This is a genomic window from Halomonas sp. OfavH-34-E, from assembly GCF_024124525.1.
Lineage (GTDB): Bacteria > Pseudomonadota > Gammaproteobacteria > Pseudomonadales > Halomonadaceae > Halomonas > Halomonas litopenaei.
Window position 1 is genome coordinate 22654 of record NZ_JAMXRY010000013.1, and the last position, 22288, is coordinate 44941.

Sequence of the window (22288 nt, forward strand, 5' to 3'; positions counted from 1 at the left end):
TCGCCGGGAACGCGACCGAAGGGGCCACATGCGACCGCCCGATAAAACGGCTAAATGTACCGGAAAGCGCCCACCTTCCCAAGGGAATACTGACGCTTTATTGCTCCGCCACGCTGCGTGCCACTGTGCCGGACATTGACCAGCCTCCAGCAGAGCCTTGTTCTTTTTGCCTCGGGGGATGGCAAGGCAGCGGCGGCGCCTGCATAGGCGACTGCACAGACTACTGCACAGGCGCCAGCAGGTAGGCGGCCCGGGACACCAGCTTGCGCCACAGCGGACGCGAGCGCAGCTCGTCGAGGCTGACCTCGCGGCAGTTGGCGAAGTCCTGTTCCAGCATGGCCTCCACCTCCAGGGCGAACGCCTGATGTGGCACCAGAGCGGTGATCTCGAAGTTCAATCGGAAGGAGCGGTTGTCCAGATTGACGGTACCGACACTGGCGGCGCTGTCATCGATCAGCATGACCTTCTGATGGAGAAACCCCGGCTGATAGCGATAGACCTTGACCCCGGCGCGGATCATGTCCGGCAGGAAGGCGAAGGCCGACAGGAACACCAGCAGATGGTCGGGACGTTCCGGCATCATGATGCGCACATCCACCCCGCGCATGGCGGCCAGGCGCAGTGCATCCTGGACGCCTTCATCGGGAACGAAGTAGGGACTGGTCACCCACAGACGCTGATGGGCGCTGTGGATCAGGTGCTGGACCAGCAGGCTCGCGGTCTCCTGGGGATCCGCCGGGCCCGAGGGGACGATCACCACATGGCGCCCGTTGCCTTCATCGACCGTGGGCTGATCCACCTGGGGCGCCCAGGAAAGACTCAGCATAGTGCCGGTGGCCCAGTGCCAGTCCTCCCAGAAGGCCTCCTGCAGCCCCAGCACACTGGGCCCGACCAGCTTCAGATGGGTATCGCGCCAGGGTCCGTGGCGAGGATCCTGTCCCAGATACTCCACCCCCACGTTGAAACCACCGAGCCAGCCTTCGCGACCGTCCACTACCAGGATCTTGCGATGATTGCGGAAATTGAGCTGAAAACGGTGACGCCATCCGCGCGAGGAGTGAAAGGCGCTGACGTGGATGCCCGCCTCGCGCAGCTCGCCCAGATAGCCGTCGCCAAGCTGCCGGCTACCGATCTCGTCGTACAGGAAGTAGACCCGCACCTGACGCCGTGCCGCCCGCACCAGATGTTCCTGCAGCCGACGACCAAGTTCATCATTACGCACGATGAAGAACTGAATGAGGATATAAGAGCGAGCCGCATCGATACCGGCAAACAGGCTGTCGAAGGTCTGATCGCCATCGACCAGCAGCTCCGTCGAGTTGGCGCGGGTCAGCGGCATCATGGCAAGCTTTTCGACCGCCTTGACGTCAGCGTCGGTGGCCCCCACCAGATAGGAATCGAAGCGATCTCGATAGCGCAACAACACGCGCCGCAGCAGCGTATCGCGCTGGCCGCGCGCCGACACATAGCCGTAGAAGCGTGGTCGGCCGAAGACCCAGTAGGCCGGCAACGCCAGATACGGCATGGCGACCAGCGAAATGATCCAGGCGATCGCCCCCTGAGAGGTTCGACTCGACATCAGCGCGAGCACGGCGGAGATGGCCCCGCCCAGGTGAATCAGAAAGATGGCCAGGCCAAGCAGCCATGAGGTCATCGAAGGTCTCCATCCGTGTGATACCGCACCACATCGAGCGCTGAGCGTCGGGGCGCACTTGCTAGGGCTTGTCTGAAAAGTGCCTGCGCTCGGTAATACGGCGTTAAAAATCGGATCAAAATGCTCATTTACACCCCGTAAACTGCGCTTTCTCACCGATTTTTGCCTTGTCTAACCTTCGCTCGTCGACTTTTCGGACAGCGCCTAGCGTTATTGCGGACTTCAGCATACCCGTAACGCAGGCGGCCCCGCCAGATGACGGGGCCGCCTATCGTGTCTCGCCGTGCACCGGGGCGAGACATGGCATGGGGAGATCAGACGCTCTCGGCGATGATTTCCTTCCACTTGGCCGGACCGGTCTGGTGCACCGATGAACCCTGGCTGTCCACCGCCACGGTCACCGGCATGTCCTCCACCTCGAACTCGTAGATGGCTTCCATGCCCAGGTCCTCGAAACCGACAACCCTGGAGGCCTTGATCGCCTGGGACACAAGGTAGGCCGCACCACCCACCGCCATCAGGTACACCGCCTGGTTGTCACGGATGGCCTCGATCGCGATCTGACCACGCTCGGCCTTGCCGACCATGCCCAACAGTCCGGTCTGCTCGAGCATGGTGCGGGTGAACTTGTCCATGCGCGTGGCGGTGGTCGGTCCAGCCGGCCCCACTACTTCGTCACCGACCGGATCGACCGGCCCCACGTAGTAGATGAAGCGCCCTTTCAGATCCACCGGCAGCGACTCGCCCTTGGCCAGCATGTCGACCATGCGCTTGTGCGCCGCGTCGCGCCCGGTCAACAGCTTGCCGTTGAGCAACAGGGTATCGCCCGGCTGCCAGGTCTTCACCTCTTCCGGGGTGACCTCATCGAGATTGACGCGCTTGACGTTGCCACCGGCTTCACGGGTGATCTCCGGCCAATCCTCGAGCTTGGGCGCCTTGAGCGCCGCCGGGCCACTGCCGTCCAGGGTAAAGTGGGCATGCCGGGTCGCCGCGCAGTTGGGGATGATCGCCACCGGCTTGTTGGCGGCGTGGGTCGGGTAATCCTTGACCTTGATGTCGAGCACCGTGGTCAGGCCACCCAGCCCCTGGGCACCGATGCCGCTGCGGTTGACCTTGTCGAACAGCTCCAGGCGCAGCTCCTCGGCGCGGTTGGCAGCGCCCCTGGCCTGGAGGTCCTGGATGTCGATCGGATCGAGCAGGGCTTCCTTGGCCAGTTCCATGGCCTTCTCGGCGGTTCCGCCGATGCCGATGCCGAGCATGCCGGGCGGACACCAGCCAGCGCCCATCTTCGGCAGCTGTTCCATGACCCAGTCGACCACCGAGTCGGAGGGATTGAGCATGGCGAACTTGGACTTGGCCTCGCTGCCGCCGCCCTTGGCCGCCACGTGAACCTCGACGGTGTCGCCAGGCACCAGCTTGTGGTGGATCACCGCCGGAGTGTTGTCCTTTGTGTTCTGACGCTTGCCGTCGGGGTCGGCCAGCACCGAGGCGCGCAGCACATTGTCCGGGAAGTTGTAGGCCCGGCGCACCCCTTCGTTGATCATGTCATCGAGGCTCATGTCGGCCTCGAAGCGCACGTTCATGCCCACATGGACGAAGACCGTGACGATGCCGGTATCCTGGCAGATGGGACGATGGCCGGTGGCACACATCCGCGAATTGATCAGGATCTGGGCGATGGCATCCTTCGCCGCCGGATTCTCCTCCCGCTCGTAGGCGGCCGCCATGGCGTCGATAAAGTCCTTGGGGTGGTAGTAGGAGATGTACTGCAGGGCATCGGCGACACTCGTGATGAGGTCGTCCTGGCGGATCACGGTCATGGCAGACTCCTTGGCTGGGTCGATACGCCCGCTCTCTTGGCGTCCCGTAGGCGACATGGCGGGCTTGCGAGGGCCCGTAGTGTAGCGCATTACGCCACGGCTCGGCAGCCGTCTGTGCCGGTTCGTTTAACGCGCTACTGACCCGGCGTTTGCTTGCCGGCTGGCGGAGATCCCGCCTCACTCTGGAGAACGAGCCTGTGCTGCGCCAATTGAACAACATGCGCCAGCCAGGGCAGAAAGGGCAGCCAGGCGGAACATCAGGTCAATCGGGGCAAGATAACGGTATAAAATTCTAATAAAGGCACCAGGAGCGCGGTCACGGCAGGACGGGCTGCCAGGTTCGCCCGCCCCGCTTTCGCTGCCTCCTTTATACCGCCCCGAGCGCCAGCTGACGCTCTCTGAGCTCCTGCAGGCGATCGCGCAGACGCGCCGCTTCTTCGAACTCCAGATTGGCGGCGGCCTCGCTCATGGCGTCCTCGAGTCGCGTCATCTCCTTGCGCAGCTCTTCCGGCGACAGGCTGGCGGGATCGTAGACCGCTTCCGGTTCGGCCACCTTGCGCTCGCCCTTGCGTCCACGAGTCTTGCGGCTTCCCGGTGCCTGGGCGGCTTCGAGGATATCCGCCACCGAGCGGGTCACCGTCTGCGGGGTGATGCCGTGTTCCTCGTTGTGTGCCGTCTGCTTGGCGCGGCGCCGCTCGGTCTCGTCGATGGTCTTGCGCATCGAGTCGGTGATGCGGTCGCCGTAGAGGATCGCCTTGCCGTTGGCATTACGCGCGGCCCGCCCCACCGTCTGGATTAGTGAACGTTCGGCGCGTAGGAAGCCTTCCTTGTCGGCGTCGAGGATCGCCACCAGCGACACCTCGGGAATATCCAGCCCCTCGCGCAGCAGGTTGATACCGACCAGCACGTCGAACTTGCCCAGGCGCAGATCGCGGATGATCTCGACCCGCTCCACCGTGTCGATGTCCGAGTGCAGGTAGCGCACCTTGACGTCGTGTTCGTCGAGATACTCGGTCAGGTCTTCTGCCATGCGCTTGGTCAGGGTGGTGACCAGCACCCGCTCGCCCACGGCGGTGCGCAAACGGATCTCCGACAGCAGGTCGTCCACCTGGGTCGAGGCCGGACGCACCTCGATCTCGGGGTCCAGCAGCCCGGTCGGACGTACCACCTGCTCCACCACCTGGCCGGCGTGCTCGGCCTCGTAGGGACCCGGCGTGGCCGAGACGAAGATGGTCTGGGGCGAAATCCGCTCCCACTCCTCGAACTTCATCGGACGGTTGTCCAGCGCCGACGGCAGGCGGAAACCGTACTCGACCAGGGTCTCCTTGCGCGAGCGGTCACCGCGGTACATGCCGCCCACCTGGGGCACACTGACGTGGGACTCGTCGATGAACAGCAGCGCGTCGGCGGGCAGGTAGTCGAAGAAGGTGGGGGGCGGCTCGCCGGGGTTGCGTCCGGACAGGTAGCGCGAGTAGTTCTCGATACCGTTGCAGTAGCCCAGCTCCAGCATCATTTCGATATCGTAGAGGGTACGCTGCTCCAGCCGCTGGGCCTCGACCAGACGGTCTTCCTTGCGCAGGAAGGTCAGTCGCTCGACCAGCTCTTCCTTGATCCGATCCACCGCCGCCAGGATGGTCTCCCGCGGGGTCACGTAGTGGCTCTTGGGATAGATGGTCATGCGCGGCACCTTGCCGCGCACCTCGCCGGTCAGCGGATCGAACAGGCTGATGGTGTCGATCTCGTCGTCGAACAGCTCCACCCTGACCGCCTCATCCTCGGCGTCGGCAGGGAAGATGTCGATGACGTCGCCACGCACCCGATAGGTGCCGCGCTTGAAGTCCATGTCGTTGCGGGTGTACTGCAGTTCCGCCAGACGACGCAGAAAGCCGCGCTGATCGATCAGTTCGCCGCGGGTGAAGTGCAGGCGCATCTTCAGATACTGGTCCGGATCACCCAGGCCGTAGATCGCCGACACCGACACCACGATCAGCGCATCGCGACGCTCCAGCAGGGCCTTGGTCGCCGACAGTCGCATCTGCTCGATATGGTCATTGATCGAGGCGTCCTTCTCGATGAAGGTGTCCGACGAGGGCACATAGGCCTCGGGCTGGTAGTAGTCGTAGTAGGAGACGAAGTACTCCACGGCGTTGTCCGGGAAGAACGCCTTGAACTCCCCGTACAACTGGGCCGCCAGGGTCTTGTTCGGCGCCATGACGATGGTCGGCCGCTGCAATCGCTCGACGATGTTGGCCATGGTGAAGGTCTTGCCCGAACCGGTCACCCCGAGCAGGGTCTGGTGGGCCAGGCCCGAATCGAGCCCGCCGACCAGGCTTTCGATAGCGCTCGGCTGGTCACCGGCAGGCTGGAACTTCGACGACAGACGAAAGGACTTGCTCATCATGACTCCTGCTGGGGGACACCACCCAGATCGGGGCGGCTGGCGCCGACTTCAAGTCTCGCGCACGCTCGCCGACGTCAGCTCAAACCGTTGGCGTCAACGTTCGCGTGGTGATTTCCACCGTGGAAGTGGTCATCAAGCGGTGGATCGGGCACTTGTGGCTGATCTCCTCGAGCCGTGCCAGCCGCTCAGGATCCTCGATGCCGTGAAAGGTCATCGCCACATCGAGCCGGTAGACGCCCTTGCGCTCGTCGCGCTCGTCTCTGGTGACCGTGACGCTGACGCCTTCCAGCGGCCACTCCTTGCGCTGCGCGTACATGCGCGAGGTGATCGCCTTGCACGCCCCCAGCGACAGATCGAAGTAGTCGTGGGGGTCCGGCGCAAGGCCATCGCCGCCGTAAGCAACCGGCACATCGACCAGCAGGTCGTCGAAGCTGTCGATGCTGACCCGCTGGCGCAGCTTCCCATCCTTCTCGGTAGTAATCTCGATACTCATCATTTCACCTCGATGCCGAGCTTGAGTCGCTTGATCGCCTCGATCAGGGCCTCGCGACGCGCGCGCCCTTCCACCTCGGCTCCATGGCGGCCGACCTCCACGCTGTCGACGCCGTCGAGCATCATCAAGGCGGTGGTGATCTGGTTGACCTGGTCGGCGTTGTCGACGCCCTGGAAGGTCAGGGATTGCTGGGACATGAGGCGCGCCTCCTTGGCGGGTGAAGCGGAAGGACCGAAGATCGTAACAGCAAGCTTGAAACTGGTGGAAAAGCTTAGCACGACACCCCGTGCGGGTTCTTCTGCCCGTACCTTGCAAAAGGGGCGTCTCACCCTCACATTGCTGACAGGCGCAAACTTCACCTTTTTTCGATACGCGCGACAGGATTGCTCATGACGGATTGGATCACCGCCCACGGCGGCCGCTTGACCGGCTCGGACCAGGTCGACTTCGACACCCCCGACGCGGCCCGCCTTGCCCTGGACAGCACCGTGGCCACCCCGCTGGTCCATCTCGGCGCGCTGGACGTGGTCGGCCCCGACGCTGAGCGCTTTCTGCAGGGCCAGACCAGTGCCCAGCTCGCCCACGCCAATGGCCACTTCGCCCCGCTGACCTGCTTCTGCACCCCCAAGGGGCGCATGCTGGCCAACGGCCAGCTGATGAAGGTCGACGACGAACGCTTCAGGATCGTGCTGCATCGCAGTCTGGTAGCCCCGCTGGCCCAGCACCTGGGCAAGTTCGCCGCCTTCTACAAGGCCGAGCTGACGGCTCGCGATGACCTGGCGCTGATCGGCCTGATCGGCCAGGAAGCACCCGCCCTGACCGAGGTCGACTGCGACCTGACACCGCCCGATCCCTGGCGCCAGGCGAGCCACGGCGACACCCTGGTGCTCGGCCAGCCTGGCCCTCGCCCCCGCTACCTGATCATGCTGCCAGAAGACCAGGCAGAGGCCTTGTTCTCGCGCCTGATCCAGCAGTGTCAGCCGGTGGGCAATCAGGTATGGCGGCTGGCGGATATCCAGGCGGGGCTGTGTTTCATCGATGCCGATCAGCAGGATGCCTACCTGCCCCAGATGCTCAACTGGGAGGCGCTGGCAGGCATCAGTTTCAAGAAAGGCTGCTACACCGGGCAGGAAGTGGTGGCCCGCGCCCACTTCCGCGGCCAGGTCAAGAAGCGCCTGTATCGCGCCCAGCTAGAGGGGACTCGACTGCCGCCACTGGGCAGCGAGGTGATCGACGAAAGCGGCAAGCGCCAGGGCGAGGTGGTGGCAAGCGCCCTCGATGCCTATGGGCAGGCCGAGGTACTGGCGGTGCTGAATACCCGCGCCGATGAGGCCGCCCTCAGCTGCGAGGATCAACGTCTGAAGCTGCTGCACCTGCCCTACGCCATCGATCGCCTCGACCCAGAGAGTCTGGTCTGACACCGATGACGCCTGGGCATTTCGACCCGGGCGATATTCCTGCCGTCGCCCTGGTCAGGGTGCCGGCAGGCCGAATAGCCGGCGGGCGTTGTCACTTGAGTGCAGCGCCACGGTTTCCAGTGTCTGCCCTCTGATCTCGGCCACGTGGCGACACACCTCGGCCACCAGGGCAGGTTCATTGCGCTCGCCCTGGTGGCCCGACAACGGCATGTCAGGGCTATCCGTCTCCAGCACGTAGGCGTCATCGGGCAGCGACGCCACCGCCCGGCGCACCCTCCTGGCCCGGGGATAGGTCACCGCCCCGCCGAGGCCCAGCGTAAATCCCAGATCGACAAAGCGGGTCGCCTGCTCCGGAGAGCCGGCGAAGGCATGGATGAGGCCCCCTGCGGGGAGGCCCAACTGGGCCAGACGCTTGGCGACTTCGTCGTTGGCACGCACACAGTGGATCACCACCGGGAGGCGCAGATCCCGCGCCAGCCTGAGCTGGGCATCGAACAAGTGCCATTGGCGATCGAGGGTGTCGGCAAAGCGCGCATCGATCCCGCACTCCCCCAGGGCGACGCAGCGAGGGTGAGCCTTCAGCGCCTGGCCCAGCGCGCTGATGTCGTCATCCTCGCCATCCAGGCGATGATGCTCCAGAAACACCGGATGCAGACCGAGACAGGCGTGCAACCCCGTCTGCTCGGCCAGCTCCAGAGTGCCCTGCCAGGCGTCACGGTGGGTACCGGCGACCACCAGCTGTTCGACGCCCGCCCGCCGGGCCCTGGACAGGACCGCGTCGCGATCGGCGTCGAAGTCGGCAAAGTCGAGGTGGCAGTGGGCGTCGATCAGCATTTTAGTGCTCGCGGGTCTCCCTGAACCTTATATCCGGCCAGCGCTCCTGGGTCATCTGCAGATTGACCCGGGTCGGGGCGATATAGGTCAGGTAGCCACCGCCGTCGATGGCCAGGTTGGTACTGGCCTTGCGCTTGAACTCCTCGAGCATCTTCGGATCGTCGCAGTAGATCCAGCGGGCGGTGTTGACGTTCACCCCTTCGTACATGCAGTCGACCTTGTACTCTTCCTTGAGACGATGGGCGACCACATCGAACTGCAGGGTACCGACGGCGCCAAGGATCAGGTCGTTGTTGTCCAGCGGCATGAACACCTGGGTGGCGCCCTCCTCCGAAAGCTGCTGCAGGCCCTTCTGCAAGGCCTTCATCTTCAGCGGGTCCTTGAGCCTGACCCGCTTGAACAGCTCCGGGGCGAAGTGGGGAATGCCGGTGAACCGCATGTCCTCGCCCTGGGTGAAGGTGTCACCGATCTGGATGGTGCCATGGTTGTGCAGGCCGATGATGTCACCGGGCCAGGCTTCTTCCACGTGAGCACGATCGGAGGCCATGAAGGTCAGGGCGTCGGCGATCTTGACGTCCTTGTTGATGCGCACATGGCGCATCTTCATGTTCTTCTGGTACTTGCCCGAGCACACCCGCAGGAAGGCGATGCGGTCACGGTGATTGGGATCCATGTTGGCCTGGATCTTGAACACGAAGCCGGTGAAGCGCTCGTCCTCGGCCGGCACCTCGCGCACGTCGGTTTCCCGCGCCTGGGGCGGCGGCGCATACTCGACGAAGCCATCGAGCATCTCGCGCACGCCGAAGTTGCCCATGGCGGTACCGAAGTACACCGGCGTCAGCTCGCCACGGCGATAGGCCTCGAGGTCGAAGCTGTGGGAGGCACCGCGCACCAGCTCGACCTCCATGCGCAGCTCCTCGGCCAGATCCTCGCCGAGCACCTCGTCCACCTCGGGGCTATCGAGGCCTTCGATGCGCTTGTCTTCCGGAATTCGGTTGCCTTGCCCCTGGGTGTACAGGTGGATGACGTCATTGTAGAGGTGATAGACCCCCTTGAACTGACGCCCCATGCCGATCGGCCAGGTCATCGGCGCACACTGGATATTGAGCACCGTCTCGACCTCATCCATCACCTCGATGGGGTCACGGATGTCGCGGTCCATCTTGTTGACGAAGGTGAGGATGGGCGTGGTGCGCAGGCGGCAGACCTCCATCAGCTTGATGGTGCGGTCCTCGACGCCCTTGGCGCCGTCGATCACCATCAGCGCTGAGTCCACCGCGGTCAGGGTGCGGTAGGTATCCTCGGAGAAGTCCTCGTGGCCCGGCGTATCGAGCAGGTTGACCATGCGACCGCCGTAGGGGAACTGCATCACCGAGGTGGTCACGGAGATACCGCGCTCCTGCTCCATCTTCATCCAGTCCGAGGTGGCGTGGCGATCGTCACGCTTGCTCTTTACCGAACCGGCCAGCTGGATGGCGTTTCCGAACAACAACATCTTTTCGGTGATGGTGGTCTTGCCCGCGTCCGGGTGGCTGATGATGGCAAAGGTGCGCCGAAGCCCGGTTTCCTGGGCCTGCTTGGGGTTGGACATGGAGACGGTTGCCTGCTTGCTCGTAAAAAAGTGGGGCACGGGGACAAGGCCCCCATGCGCAAGGGCGCCATGATACCGCGACAGGGGCCCTGGCTGCATCTGACTATACTGGCACCATCATCCTCTCTATCGAGCCCCCTCGCGTTTCGTTGCGGCTCTGCGGTTCATAGCGCTTCGCATTAATGCAATAGATTCGCGATCAAGCTGTCATCGACGGCCGCAATGCTAGGCGACTGGCCGCGACCGCTCCCCTCGAAGGGCGACGCGCCACCCCGCCAAGACCACCGGACGCAACGACAAGGAGAGCCCCATGCAACCCACCCGACGCCAGTTTCTTGGACTCGGCCTCAAGGCCGGTGCCGGCCTCAGCCTGATCACCGCCGCCCCCGGCATCGTGCTGGCCGAATCCCGTCGGCCCGTGATCACCTCCGGGGTAATGAGCGGCGACGTCGGCACCGACCGCGCCATCATCTGGTCGCGTGCCGACCGCCCCTCGCGGATGCTGCTGGACATCGCCGACAACGCTGCCTTCAACAACGCCCGTACCCTGCAGGGACCCACCGCCCTGCCTGCCAGCGGGCTGACCGCCAAGCTCGACGTCACTGGCCTGGCCGACCTGCCGGAGGTGTTCTACCGAGTGCGCTTCGCCGCCCTCGGCGACGATCGCGCCGTCAGTGAGCCGGTCATCGGCCGGCTGGTCATGCCGGGACGCACACGCCGTTCGGTACGTTTCGTGTGGTCGGGCGATACCGTCGGCCAGGGCTGGGGCATCGACGAATCCCGCGGCGGCATGCGCATCTACGACACCATGCTCAAGCAGTCGCCGGACTTCTTCCTGCACTCCGGCGACACCATCTACGCCGATGGCCCGCTCGAAGAAAGCGTGAACCTGGAGGACGGCAGCGTCTGGCGCAACCGCATGACCGACGCCAAGAGCAAGGTGGCCGAGACCCTGGACGAGTATCGCGGCCAGTACCTCTACAACCTTTTGGACGACAACCTCAAGCGCTTCAACGCCGAGGTACCGATGTACGCCCAGTGGGACGACCACGAGACCGTCAACAACTGGTACCCCGGCGAGATCCTCGATGATCCGCGCTACACCGAGAAGAACGTCTCGCTGCTGGCGGCGCGTGCCCGACGCGCCTTCCTCGAGTCGATGCCGATCCGTCAGCGCCCCGAGGCCCCCGAGATGATTCGCCGTCGTTTCACCTACGGCCCCGAACTCGAGGTGTTCATGCTCGACATGCGTACCTATCGCGCGGCCAACAGCACCAATACCCAGGGCGCCGACAACCCGGCCTCGAGCCTGATGGGGGCTCGCCAGGTCGACGACTTGATCGCGGCGCTGAAGGCCTCGACGGCCACCTGGAAGATCATCGCCTCCGACATGCCGGTGGGCCTGGTGGTCGCCGACGGCGAGCACTTCGAAGCGGTGGCCAATGGCGAGGGTGGCGCCCCTTCCGGGCGCGAGCACGAGATCGCCCGACTGCTCAAGGCGATCCACGACAACGCCATCGCCAACGTGGTGTGGCTGACCGCTGATGTCCACTACACGGCCGCCCATCACTATGCGCCGGAACGTGCCAGTTTCAAGCAGTTCACGCCCTTCTGGGAATTCGTCAGCGGCCCGCTGCACGCCGGCACCTTTGGCCCCAATACCCTGGACGCCACCTTTGGCCCGGAGGTGGTGTTCCAGAAGGCCCCCGCCGATGGTCGAGCCAACCTGCCGCCCAGCGAAGGCTTTCAGTTCTTCGGCCAGGTGGACCTGGATGGCGACAGCCTGGCGCTCACCGTCACCCTCAAGGACACCGAGGGTAACAGCCTGCACCAACAGATATTGACGCCTCGACAGGCCAGCTAGTCAGGCGATGCCGCCTGTCGCTGCCAAGACCCGACAGCGCCGCCGTCAAGGCGGCGCTTGTCCTTTGCCCCTGAGGCCACGGGCCCAATGGAGCGCACGACAGGCCCACCATGCGCAGGTCCGACTGCGCCCCCCTATAGCGGCCTAGCCCTCAGACGTGGTGTGACGTGATGTCCGTGAGGCCAGCGCGGCCTTGAGGTGTTCCAGGTAGCTCAGCAGTACCGGGATCACCGCCAGCACCAGCAGGGTCGAGACACCGAGGCCGAAGGCGATGGTCACCGCCATGGGGATCAGGAACTGAGCCTGCAGCGAGGTCTCGAACAGCAGTGGGGTCAACCCGCCGATGGTCGTCAGGGATGTCAGGAACATGGCCCTGACCCGCTGCACCACGGCCTCGTTGAGTGCCGCGTCGATATCCCGCCCGGCGTCACGCTCGTGACGATAGAAGGTCACCAGGATGATCGCATTGTTGACCACGATCCCGGACAGCCCGAACAGCCCGAACATCGACAGGATGGTGAGATCCAGCCCCATCACCCAATGGCCCAGCAGGGCTCCCACCAGCGCCAGCGGAATGGTCGCCATCACGATCAGCGGCAGGCTCCAGGAGGCAAATACCCAGGCCAGCACCACATACATCAGGCCCAGCCCGATGATCAGGCCGGTACGCATGTCGGCGAAGGTATCACGCTGGTCCGCCGCCTGGCCCTCGAAGGTGTAGCTCAGGTGGTAGCGCTCGGTCAGCGCCGGCAGCACCTCGGCTTGCAGCGCCTCGACCACCGTGGCGGTGTTGGTCACCTCGGTGTCGAGGTCGGCGCTGACCTCGATGGCCAGACGGCCATCGGCGTGACGCAGCGCCTCGAAGCCCTGGCGGTGATCCAGCGCCATCACCTGGTCCAATGGCACCAGGCGGCCATCATCCACTCGCACCATCAGCCGCGGCAGGGTCGCCAGGTGCTCACGCTGGTCCTGCGGTAGCAGCACCCGCACCTCGATCTCGTCGGCACCGTCCTGATAGGTCTGCACCAGCACGCCATCGAAGGCTGCCCGCAACTGGCGCCCGAGTTCCCGGGTGGTCAGGCCCAGCGCCTGACCATAGGCGTTGACCGAGTAGATCAGTTGTTCGCGCCCCCAGGGCATGTCGTCCTCGGGCTCCAGCACCCCGGGCAACTGTCCGAGGCTGCGGGTCAGTGATTCCGCCGCCCGCTTCAGCGACTCGGCGGACTCGCCGACCAGGCGCACGTTGACGTCACGCCCCGGTGGCCCGCCGCTGCGCTCGACGATGGACAGGGTGTCGAGTCCCGGGACCTCGGACAGACGCTCTCGCCAGGCACGGATAAACGGCAGGTTGCGCACCGAGCGCCGGTCTGACGGCACCAGCTCGACCATGATCGAGCCGACATTGTCACCGGTACGCCCGCTGGCGTCGGCGGACAGGGTGCCGCCCACGCGCACCACGGCGCTGCGCACCAGATCCCCGCCTAGATCCTCTTCGGTGTCGTCGAGGGCCTTTTGCATGGTGGCCAGATAGTCCTCGACCCTATCTCGAGAGGTGCCGGTGACGAAGCTCAGGTTGGCGTAGAGGATATTCGGCTCCGGCGTGGGGAAGAAATTGAACGCCAGACGTCCGCCCGCCAGGAGTCCCACCGTCACCAGCACCAGCGCCAGCGCTGCGCTCAAGGTCAGCGCCCGATGGCGCAAGGTGCTGGCGGAGAAGCGTCGGAAGGGCCCCTGGCGAAAACGATCGAAGCCGCTGTCGAAGGCACCTCGCAGACGCCCCAGCGGCCCCGGACGGCGCTCGCCGCCGGCGCGAGGCGAGAAGGCATTGCGCAGGTGGGCCGGCAGCACCACGAAACACTCAAGCAAGGAGGCCACCAGCACGCAGATCATCACCACCGGAATGTCGCGCAGGATGTTGCCGATGATGCCCCCCACCATCAACAGCGGCATGAAGGCGGCCACGGTGGTCAGCGACGACGCCACCACCGGCCACAGCATCCTGCGGGCCGCACCCGCCGAGGCCAGGCGTGCCGCCTCGCCTGCTCGAAAGTGGGCATCGGCGTCCTCGCCAACGACGATGGCGTCGTCGACGATCACCCCCAACGCCATGATCAGGGCAAACAGCGAGATCATGTTGACCGAGCCGCCGATGCCCCAGAACACCGCCAGTGCGCCGAGAAAGGCGGTGGGAATACCGATGGCCACCCACAGCGCCACCCGCGCCGGCAGGAACAGATACAACAGCGCCAGTACCAGCACCAGGCCGCCCAGGCCATTGTTGATCAGCAGACCGATGCGATCGGCGATCAGCTGCCAGGTCTCGTCGTGGACCTCCAGCGTGATGCTCTCCGGCAGTTCCGCGCGGGTTTGCTCCAGCCAGCCATTGAGCACCTCGGCGGCGGCCAGTGAGTTGCCGCTCTCCGAGCGCTGCAGCATCAGCTCCACCGCCGGCTGTCCATGGTGGAGCACCTCCACCTGACGCGGACGGTTCTCCTGGCGGATCACCGCGATGTCACCGAGCGCCAGACGCACCCGCTGGCCCCCACGCACCGCGATATCGGCGAACTCCTCGGCGCTGCGGCGCTGTTCCACCGCGCGCAGCTCGCGCTCGCCGTCCTGACTGCCAAGCAGCCCCGCCGGCAGGTCCAGCGACAGTCCCTCGATGCGCTCGGCGATCTCCGGCAGGCTCAGGTCCAGCTCGCCAAGCCGCTCCACCGGTACCTCCACGCTGATCTGCTGCTCCGGCAGCCCGACCAGCTCGACCCGATCGATCCCGGCCGACAGCAGCTCGTCCTCGAAGCGACGGGCCAGCCGACGCAGCGCCTCGCGATCGACGTCACCGGACAGTATCAGGCGGGCCACCGGCTCGAAGTTCTGGGCCCGCGAAACGCGCGGCTCCTCGGCGTCCCCGGGCAGATTGGTGAAGCCATCGACCTGCTCGCGCACATCATCCAGCGCCAGCACCGGGTCGGTACCCTCGTAGAACTCCAGGGTAATGCTCGACACCCCCTGGGCCGAGGTCGAGGTCATGCGCTTCAGGCCATCGAGATTGCGCAGGCGCTGCTCCAGCGGGATGGTGATGCCCTGCTCCACGTCTTCGGCCGAGGCGCCACTGTAGACGGTCTGCACCGAGACGATGTCCAGCGCAAAATCGGGGAAGAACTGGATGTTCATCCGCGACAGGCCCAGGGCGCCGCCGATCAGCATCACCAGCATCACCAGGTTGGCCGCGACCCGGTGGCGGACAAAGAAGCCGATCGGGCCTCTGGGGGCATTCGGTTGGGTATCTTCGCTCACGGGCCGGTCTCCGCCCGAACATCGTCGCCCGCGGACGGTGAGCTCACAGACTCACCAGACCTCTGGCCAGCCAGGTCCACCACTCTCAATCCTTCGATGGCGTTGGGCAGATGGGTGGTGGCCAGGCGCTGGCCGTCGGCCAGCCCCTCACCGCTGACGATCACCCAGGAGCCCCCGTCAGGACCGCTGGTCTCGCCGTGTCGCCTGACCTCAATCGGCCGCAGGCGCCCCTGTTCGATGACGTAGATCCGATCGGCACCGTACAGGGCGCTGAAGGGTATCGCCGCACTCTCGGCCACCTCGGGACGGGCGAGTGACAGCGATACCAGCGAACCAGGCCGCAGGCGGGCCGGCGAGGACACCACCTCGAGGATGGCCTCGGTGCCGGCGGGGTCCCCCTGGCCCGACAGTGCTCTCAGCCGATAGCGCCCGCCCTCGTCGTCGACGGCCTCAGGGCGAGCGCCATCGGCCAGGCTCGACACCAGTTCGGACTGCACGCCCCTAGGCACCCGGGCACGCACCTCGAGGCCATCGAGCGGGATCAGATCGAGCAGGGCGTCACCCTCGCGCACCCGGTCGCCCGGCGCGACTTCAACAGCGGTGACGATACCGGCGAAAAGCGCTTCGGCCCGAGCCCTTCGCGCATCGCGACGGGCTTCGGCCAGCGACGCCTCGGCCTGGCGCCGCTGGGCCTCGAGACTGGCCAGCCTGGCCGGGTGTCCGTCGAGTTCGCCCTGGCGACTGACCAGCGTCACCTGGGCTCGAGCGATTTCGTTCTCGTCGGCGTCAAGCTCGGCCCGGGAGGCCAGATTACGCCGCACCAGGGAGCGCATACGCTCGAGCTGACTGCGGGCGTTGTCGAGCAGCGACTGTTCCCGAGCCAGCGCCTGTCGATCGCTCTCGAAGCGAATCTTTTCCGCCTCGATCTCGGCCTCCAGCCGTGCCACCTCCGCCTCGGCCCGAGTCACCACCGGCACCACGTCTTCCTCGGCCAGGGCTACCAGCAGGTCGCCCTCTTCGACCCGGTCACCATCACGTACCGGGCGCTGCCCGACGTGGCCATCCAGCGACGCCACCAGCCTCAGGCGATCCGGCGCCAGCACCTCGCCGTAGAGCGCCAGGGTCGGTGCGTGGCGGCCCAGCGACAGCGTCATGGCGGCGACCGGCCACTCGCGCTCTTCCACCGTTACCGGAGGCGGCGCCGGCCGCGTCACCTTCAACAGCCAGAATCCACCCACGCCGATCGCCAGAACCACGATCGGTAGCAGTCGCTTCAGCATTCCATCCATTCCCTTGTTCAGACCGCGCCCTTTGCCGATGAAGCGCTGTGTCAACGCATGCCGATAAAGCCACTTGGTAGTGTGCTCAAGCCGACAGTCACGTCGAAGCCACCACCTGGCGTCTTCGCTGCACAGGCCCCTGCCACTGTTGCCCAGCCGAGGGCACGACGCAATCGCTCGCCGCCAACGACTTTATCCCTGGTGCGCATGACCCCAGGCCGAACCCGCCGATTCGGGCGCCAGGCCTGTTGCGCGCGCCCCACGACGGTCGGGCCTGCGATGCGCTATCATGCCGCCACTCATCGAGGGAGAGATCATGCCTGCCGCCCTTCCATTGCCACTGTCGACGCCCAACCGCAATCTGATCCGCCTGACCTTTGTACGCGGCATCACCTGGACCGGTTTTCTGGTCGCCATCATCGTCGGCATCGAGCTGCTGGACTTCGCCCTCGACGTTCCTGCGGTGATCGCGGTGATCGTCGCCATGGGCCTGATCAATATCGCCACCTGGTGGCGCCTGGGCCGGCCCAGGGATGTCAGCCATCACGAGTACCTGATCCACCTGCTGCTGGACGTGGCCGGGCTGACCCTGCTGTTCTACTTCACCGGCGGTGCGACCAATCCCTTCATCACCTACTATCTGGTGCCGGTGACCATCGCCGCTGCCACCCTGCCCTGGCGTCACGCCTGGATCCTGGCACTCACCGCCATGGCCGCCTACAGCGCCCTGATGGTGGTCTACCATCCGGTGCCGCAGCTGGGCTCCCACTATGCCTCCAGCGTCAACCTTCACGTGCTGGGCATGTGGCTCAACTTCTTCCTGTCGGCAGGCCTGGTGACCTTCTTTATCTACAAGATGGCCCACGCCCTGCGCCATCGCGACCAGACCCTGGCTCGGACTCGCGAGGCGGCGCTGCGCTCGGAGCAGGTGCTGGCGGTGGCGACCCAGGCCGCCGGCACCGCCCACGAACTCGGCACGCCGCTGTCGACCATGGCGGTGGTACTGTCCGAACTCAAGAACGAACACCACGACGACCCCAGGCTGGTGGAAGATATCGACCTGTTGCGCCAGCAGGTTGACACCTGCAAGGCGCGCCTGCGCAACCTGGTCGAAAGCGCCGACCTCCGGCGCAAGGACGAGCCGGAGACCCGCGACGCCCAGAGCTGGCTCGATGGCGTGATCGACCGCTGGCTGGTGCTGCGCCCGGACGTTACCCATCGCCTTGAGGTCGCACGCCGACGCGGCCAGCCATCGATCGCAGTGGATACCACCCTGGACCAGGCGCTGACCAACCTGCTGAACAACGCCGCCGACGCCCAGCCAGACGATATCGAAATCCAGCTCGACTGGACCGCCGACAAGGTGATCATCGATATCCGCGATCATGGACCAGGCATCCCCATGTCGATCGCCGACCAGCTCGGCGAGACCTTCGTCTCGACCAAGAGCAAGGGACTGGGAATCGGTCTGTTCCTGACCCACGCCACCATCAATCGCTTCGGCGGGGGCGTCAGTCTGTATAATCATCACGACGGCGGCACCCTGACCGAGGTCACCCTGCCCCGCGTCGGCTGAGTCTCCATTCACGAGGACATCATGCAAGACACCGCACACCGGCTACTGATCATCGATGACGATGAGGTCTTTTGCCACGTACTCGAACGCGCCATGCAGCGCCGCGGCCACGAGGTCGAGGTGGCCCATGACGCCACCCAGGCGCTGGAACTGGCGCGTCGCCACCAGCCTGAGGTCGCCACCCTGGACCTGAAGCTCGACCAGGACTCGGGGTTGAAGCTGTTGCCCGAACTGCTGGAGGTGGTTCCCGACTGCCGCATCGTGGTGCTGACCGGCTACTCCAGCATCGCCACGGCGGTGGAGGCGATCAAGCTCGGGGCGGTCAACTACCTGTGCAAGCCAGTGGACGCCGACGAGGTACTCAGCGCCCTGGAACAGCGTGAGGGCAATCCCGAGACCGAGGTGGCAGACAACCCGCCGTCGATCAACCGCCTGACCTGGGAGCATATCCAGAAGGTGCTGCAGGAACACGACGGCAACATCTCGGCCACCGCCAGGGCGCTCGGCATGCACCGTCGCACCCTGCAGCGAAAGTTGCAGAAGCGCCCTGTCCGGCGTTGATGAAACCTTCGTACGCCGCTGGTGATAGCTCTCGAGACAGTAGCCCCGCGCTAAAGCAGACGCCCGATACAGCGGACACCCGATACAAAAGAGACGCAGCCCAAGGGCTGCGTCTCTTGTTTGAGCTCAGCACGCTAGTGCATGCCCGACGTCGGGTGTCTCTCCGTCCTTCTCTACCGTCCTTCTCTCTACCGGCCTTCCCTACCGTCCTTCATTGCGCCAGGCGCCTCTAGATCAGAGGTCTTTGCGCCCGTGCATTTTACGCCCAGACTCTCAACACGAAGGGCCAAGCGCCAGGGGGTCTGCAACAGAGGCTCTGCAACGGAGGCTCTGCAACAGCGTGCTCTACTGGGCGGTCCAGCCCAGATCGATATTCCAGCTGGCGCCGGTGACTGCACCGGCCGCATCCGAGGCAAGATACCCGACCAGGCTCGCCACCTCGGAGGGGTCGATCAAGCGCTTCACGGCGGCATTCTTGAGCATGATCTGCTCGATCACCTCCTGCTCCTCCATCCCATGGAGTCTGGCCTGGTCGGCGATCTGATTGTCCACCAGTGGCGTCTTGACGTAGGCCGGACACAGGGCGTTGGCGGTGATGCCCTGGGCGCCGCCTTCCAGCGCAGCCGTCTTGGTCAGCCCGATCATGCCATGCTTGGCGCTGATGTAGGCGGCCTTGCCGGGCGAGGCCACCTGGGCATGGACCGAGGCGATATTGACGATGCGCCCCCAACCATTCTCGCGCATCGACGGCCAGGCCGCCTGGGTCAGCAGGAAGGGCGCGGTCAGCATCAGATCGATGATCTGACGCCATTTTTCCTGGGGGAACTCCTCGATGGGAGCGACGTGCTGGATGCCGGCGTTGTTGACCAGAATATCCAGCCGCCCGAAACGCCTCAGGGCTTCATCGACGGCGCCGCAACAGGCCTCGGCCTGGGTCAGATCGGCCTCGTGGAAGACCGCACCCTCGGCCTCGGCCACCTCCCGTCCGGCCGGGTTGAAGTCGACCGCCAGGACTTGATGCCCCTGAGCACGCAGATGGGCGACGACCGCCGCACCGATGCCGCTGCTGGTGCCGGTCACCAGGGCAACTCTGGGAGTGGAATGATCGCTCACTATTGCTCTCCTCTGGGTCTGCAACACATCACCCGTCGAACGGGTGGCGTCTTTCTGATGGTGATTCCTGCCAACGCCTACATCAGCATCCCAGCATATGCTAGTGCTGCATTGCAGCGCCAGCCGGACAAAGGTCTCGATCGCTCACTCGGGGGCCGTCATCACCTTGTCCATCAGCCGCTGTGCCAAGCGACAGGATTCCTGGCCACAGGCAGACGACAGTACATCGTCTGCAGACCGGCCTGAAACTCAATATGTATATTTAGCTGAGCACAACATATATGCAGCCGTGCGCTGCTATTGATCCACATCATATCAAAGCATAAGTATTTGTTGACCTGACAACATCGGGATAACACGATCCCCCCACGACCCTTGTCGCACGCAGGAGATACCTCTTTTATTTCCACGGCAGGGAAGTTGTCTTTCAAGAGTATAAAATTTGCCCGTAAATCATAAACAGGGAGCGGGATATGGACAGAATGTATTTACGCCACACCCCTTCCATTAAATATTCTGACCCTACCGACAACACAAACCTTTTATCAAACAACACTTTCCAACGCTGTCCAAGGAAATCATCAATTCCATCCAACCAGACGAGAACACATTCGCCATGTTGATAGCGATGCAAAAAATAGATCAGGAAATCGATAGAATGACTGGATACCTGATTCTTATTGCAATGATCAGCCTATTCCTGCTGATCGCTTTTGGAGCAGTTTACCGACTTTTCCTCAATACAATCAACTATCCATTTGGACTCGTTGATTTGCTCACAATCTGCATCGTTCTTCCAGGAGCAACAATGGCTCATCGACGGGGGTGCTATTTCGCCCTTACATACATCGCGAACACGCTCCCCGATAGTGCAAGGAACAAGATCATGATTCTCGCTCAATTAGCGACAATGAAGATCATGATCATACTAACCTACCTTTTCCATGAAAATCTCCTGCTTGCAAACATAGAACACATATTTTATGAGGAAAATCTTCGCGCCTTGGGCCAGACAATGCTACCTATCATGTTTATGATGATGAGCTACACCTCCTTGATTGCATTTTCACGAGCATGGTTTACGACACCACCAACTGAGGCGATCACTCAATGACCCCCTTGAGTCTGGTGTTTGCTGTCCTGGCAGAACTTCTAGTACTTGGAGTTCCCGTCATCTTCGTGATAGGGGTAGTGGGCGTTGGTCTAATCGAGACGCAAGACCTGACTTATGGACTAGTCACTTTTCAGTTCTTGCACAATATGCAGAGTCTGCAGTTGGAAGCCATCCCTTTACTCATCGTAACCGGAGATCTCATCACTCATGGAAGAGTCAGTGCCAGCTTGAAGAGTCTCACCTTTGGCGTCTTCGGCATCGTGAAAGACGCTACCCCTCTGTCGCAGACGGTTTCAGACACGGCATCCGAACCAGACACTGCAAGTAGTCATGGGCCTGTCACGCAATTGTTATCAGGCACGTCAAACAACCTTGGCCACGCACCGCAATACCGAACCAATAGAGCTATCCCGACAATTGTGAGTGCATTTACAGCGCTATCGGTTCTTGCTGCCGTTTTTATATCAGTCTCTTACATGCTAGCCAGTGACGTGTATCCAAAGCTGGTTCCAGCAATACTCGTGCTATCCGCTATTCTGACCATCATCTGTACATATCAGAACACTCATTCACGCTCATACCATGATGGAAACCTCCGTTCGCCCTCTTTTCTGTTTTCAGTATTTTCTGCCATATGGGATCTAGCGATACCCTTGATTGTGATTGGTGGGGTAAGCTCCTACATATTCCGTTTTTCGGAAGCAGCGATGCTGGCTGTCATCCATGCTTTACTCGGAGCATTATTTATCCATAGAACCTTAGCGCTACGCGACATACGCAGAATCTTGATTCAATCATCAATAACCTCATCTGTGATAATAGTAACAATTGGATTTTCCGGATTACTCAACGCGAGTCTTCAGCACTCTGGAATTTCGGACCGCATTATCGAAACAGCGCTTTCCCTTGACAGCACCACCTACTCCACACTACTTATCGTTGCTACTGCGGTGGTGGTGACAGCCTGTTTGACAAGAGCCGTCGCTGCACTGATCATCTTGACACCGCTAGTCTATCCCTTGACCGACCAGCTTGGTATAGACGAATTCCAGCTTGGTTTTTTCATGATTTCCCTGACCAGTATCGGGGCCCTCTTTGCACAGCTCTTGGTCGAACTCTACAAGCGTCCAACAAGCGAACAAGGCACACCATCGCGATGTCACAGCCTTGCATCAGGCTATCTCCTCATAGTCTCTATTTCAATATTTATTGTAGTAAGCTGTACATTGAGCCAATAAATAAAAACATATCAATCAACCATTACCAGGAATT

Annotated in this window: 16 protein-coding genes; 6 read left to right on the plus strand and 10 right to left on the minus strand. The window is 63.2% G+C overall.

Annotated elements, in window-relative coordinates:
* Positions 1 to 220: 220 nt before the first annotated feature.
* The 5 genes from cls to NH448_RS07715 form a co-directional block, all read right to left on the minus strand.
* On the minus strand, positions 221 to 1654 hold the full coding sequence (gene cls / locus NH448_RS07695; protein ID WP_045992513.1) for a cardiolipin synthase: 1434 nt from the start codon (positions 1652 to 1654) through the stop codon (positions 221 to 223).
* Between the two features lie 314 nt (positions 1655 to 1968).
* On the minus strand, positions 1969 to 3474 hold the full coding sequence (locus tag NH448_RS07700; protein ID WP_045991456.1) for a fumarate hydratase: 1506 nt from the start codon (positions 3472 to 3474) through the stop codon (positions 1969 to 1971).
* A gap of 367 nt (positions 3475 to 3841) precedes the next feature.
* A complete protein-coding gene (gene uvrB, locus NH448_RS07705; RefSeq protein ID WP_253028651.1) occupies positions 3842 to 5872 on the minus strand; it encodes an excinuclease ABC subunit UvrB in 2031 nt (676 codons plus the stop codon).
* 82 nt (positions 5873 to 5954) lie between these two features.
* Positions 5955 to 6368, minus strand: a complete 414-nt coding sequence (locus NH448_RS07710; RefSeq protein ID WP_253028652.1) for an OsmC family protein — start codon at positions 6366 to 6368, stop codon at positions 5955 to 5957.
* Positions 6368 to 6565, minus strand: coding sequence for a hypothetical protein (locus NH448_RS07715; RefSeq protein WP_045991458.1), 198 nt, complete (start codon positions 6563 to 6565; stop codon positions 6368 to 6370). Before NH448_RS07715 ends, NH448_RS07710 begins: the two co-directional genes overlap by 1 nt.
* Before the next feature lie 192 nt (positions 6566 to 6757).
* On the opposite strand from NH448_RS07715, the gene NH448_RS07720 reads away from it, so the two are divergent.
* Positions 6758 to 7786 carry a folate-binding protein gene (locus NH448_RS07720; RefSeq protein WP_253028653.1) on the plus strand — a complete coding sequence of 343 codons (1029 nt, stop codon included), beginning with the start codon at positions 6758 to 6760 and terminating at the stop codon, positions 7784 to 7786.
* Between the two features lie 54 nt (positions 7787 to 7840).
* Here the strand turns inward: NH448_RS07720 and NH448_RS07725 are convergent, their stop codons facing one another.
* A complete protein-coding gene (locus NH448_RS07725; protein ID WP_253028654.1) occupies positions 7841 to 8620 on the minus strand; it encodes a TatD family hydrolase in 780 nt (259 codons plus the stop codon).
* A 1-nt stretch (position 8621) separates the two neighbouring features.
* A complete protein-coding gene (locus NH448_RS07730) occupies positions 8622 to 10211 on the minus strand; it encodes a peptide chain release factor 3 (protein WP_108133585.1) in 1590 nt (529 codons plus the stop codon).
* Positions 10212 to 10521: 310 nt separating this feature from the next.
* Here NH448_RS07730 and NH448_RS07735 point away from each other — a divergent pair, with 310 nt between their 5' ends.
* Entirely contained in the window at positions 10522 to 12075 is a 1554-nt protein-coding gene (locus tag NH448_RS07735; RefSeq protein ID WP_253028655.1) for an alkaline phosphatase D family protein, read from the plus strand.
* Between the two features lie 144 nt (positions 12076 to 12219).
* Here the strand turns inward: NH448_RS07735 and NH448_RS07740 are convergent, their stop codons facing one another.
* Positions 12220 to 15372 carry an efflux RND transporter permease subunit gene (locus NH448_RS07740; protein ID WP_253028656.1) on the minus strand — a complete coding sequence of 1051 codons (3153 nt, stop codon included), beginning with the start codon at positions 15370 to 15372 and terminating at the stop codon, positions 12220 to 12222.
* Complete coding sequence (locus tag NH448_RS07745) at positions 15369 to 16652, minus strand: RND transporter (RefSeq protein WP_253028657.1); 1284 nt, start codon at positions 16650 to 16652, stop codon at positions 15369 to 15371. Before NH448_RS07745 ends, NH448_RS07740 begins: the two co-directional genes overlap by 4 nt.
* A 316-nt stretch (positions 16653 to 16968) precedes the next feature.
* Here NH448_RS07745 and NH448_RS07750 point away from each other — a divergent pair, with 316 nt between their 5' ends.
* Together NH448_RS07750 and NH448_RS07755 are read left to right on the plus strand one after the other, a co-directional pair.
* Complete coding sequence (locus NH448_RS07750) at positions 16969 to 18228, plus strand: ATP-binding protein (RefSeq protein ID WP_045991463.1); 1260 nt, start codon at positions 16969 to 16971, stop codon at positions 18226 to 18228.
* Between the two features lie 21 nt (positions 18229 to 18249).
* Positions 18250 to 18789 (plus strand): response regulator transcription factor, encoded by a 540-nt coding sequence (locus tag NH448_RS07755; protein ID WP_045991464.1) that lies wholly within the window; start codon positions 18250 to 18252, stop codon positions 18787 to 18789.
* 345 nt (positions 18790 to 19134) lie between these two features.
* Here the strand turns inward: NH448_RS07755 and NH448_RS07760 are convergent, their stop codons facing one another.
* Entirely contained in the window at positions 19135 to 19905 is a 771-nt protein-coding gene (locus NH448_RS07760; RefSeq protein ID WP_045991621.1) for a 3-hydroxybutyrate dehydrogenase, read from the minus strand.
* 655 nt (positions 19906 to 20560) lie between these two features.
* Between NH448_RS07760 and NH448_RS07765 the strand changes: the two genes are divergently transcribed.
* Both NH448_RS07765 and NH448_RS07770 read left to right on the plus strand, forming a co-directional pair.
* Positions 20561 to 21016 carry a hypothetical protein gene (locus NH448_RS07765; RefSeq protein ID WP_124804723.1) on the plus strand — a complete coding sequence of 152 codons (456 nt, stop codon included), beginning with the start codon at positions 20561 to 20563 and terminating at the stop codon, positions 21014 to 21016.
* On the plus strand, positions 21013 to 22254 hold the full coding sequence (locus NH448_RS07770) for a TRAP transporter large permease subunit (RefSeq protein WP_083970212.1): 1242 nt from the start codon (positions 21013 to 21015) through the stop codon (positions 22252 to 22254). Before NH448_RS07765 ends, NH448_RS07770 begins: the two co-directional genes overlap by 4 nt.
* Positions 22255 to 22288: the final 34 nt, after the last annotated feature.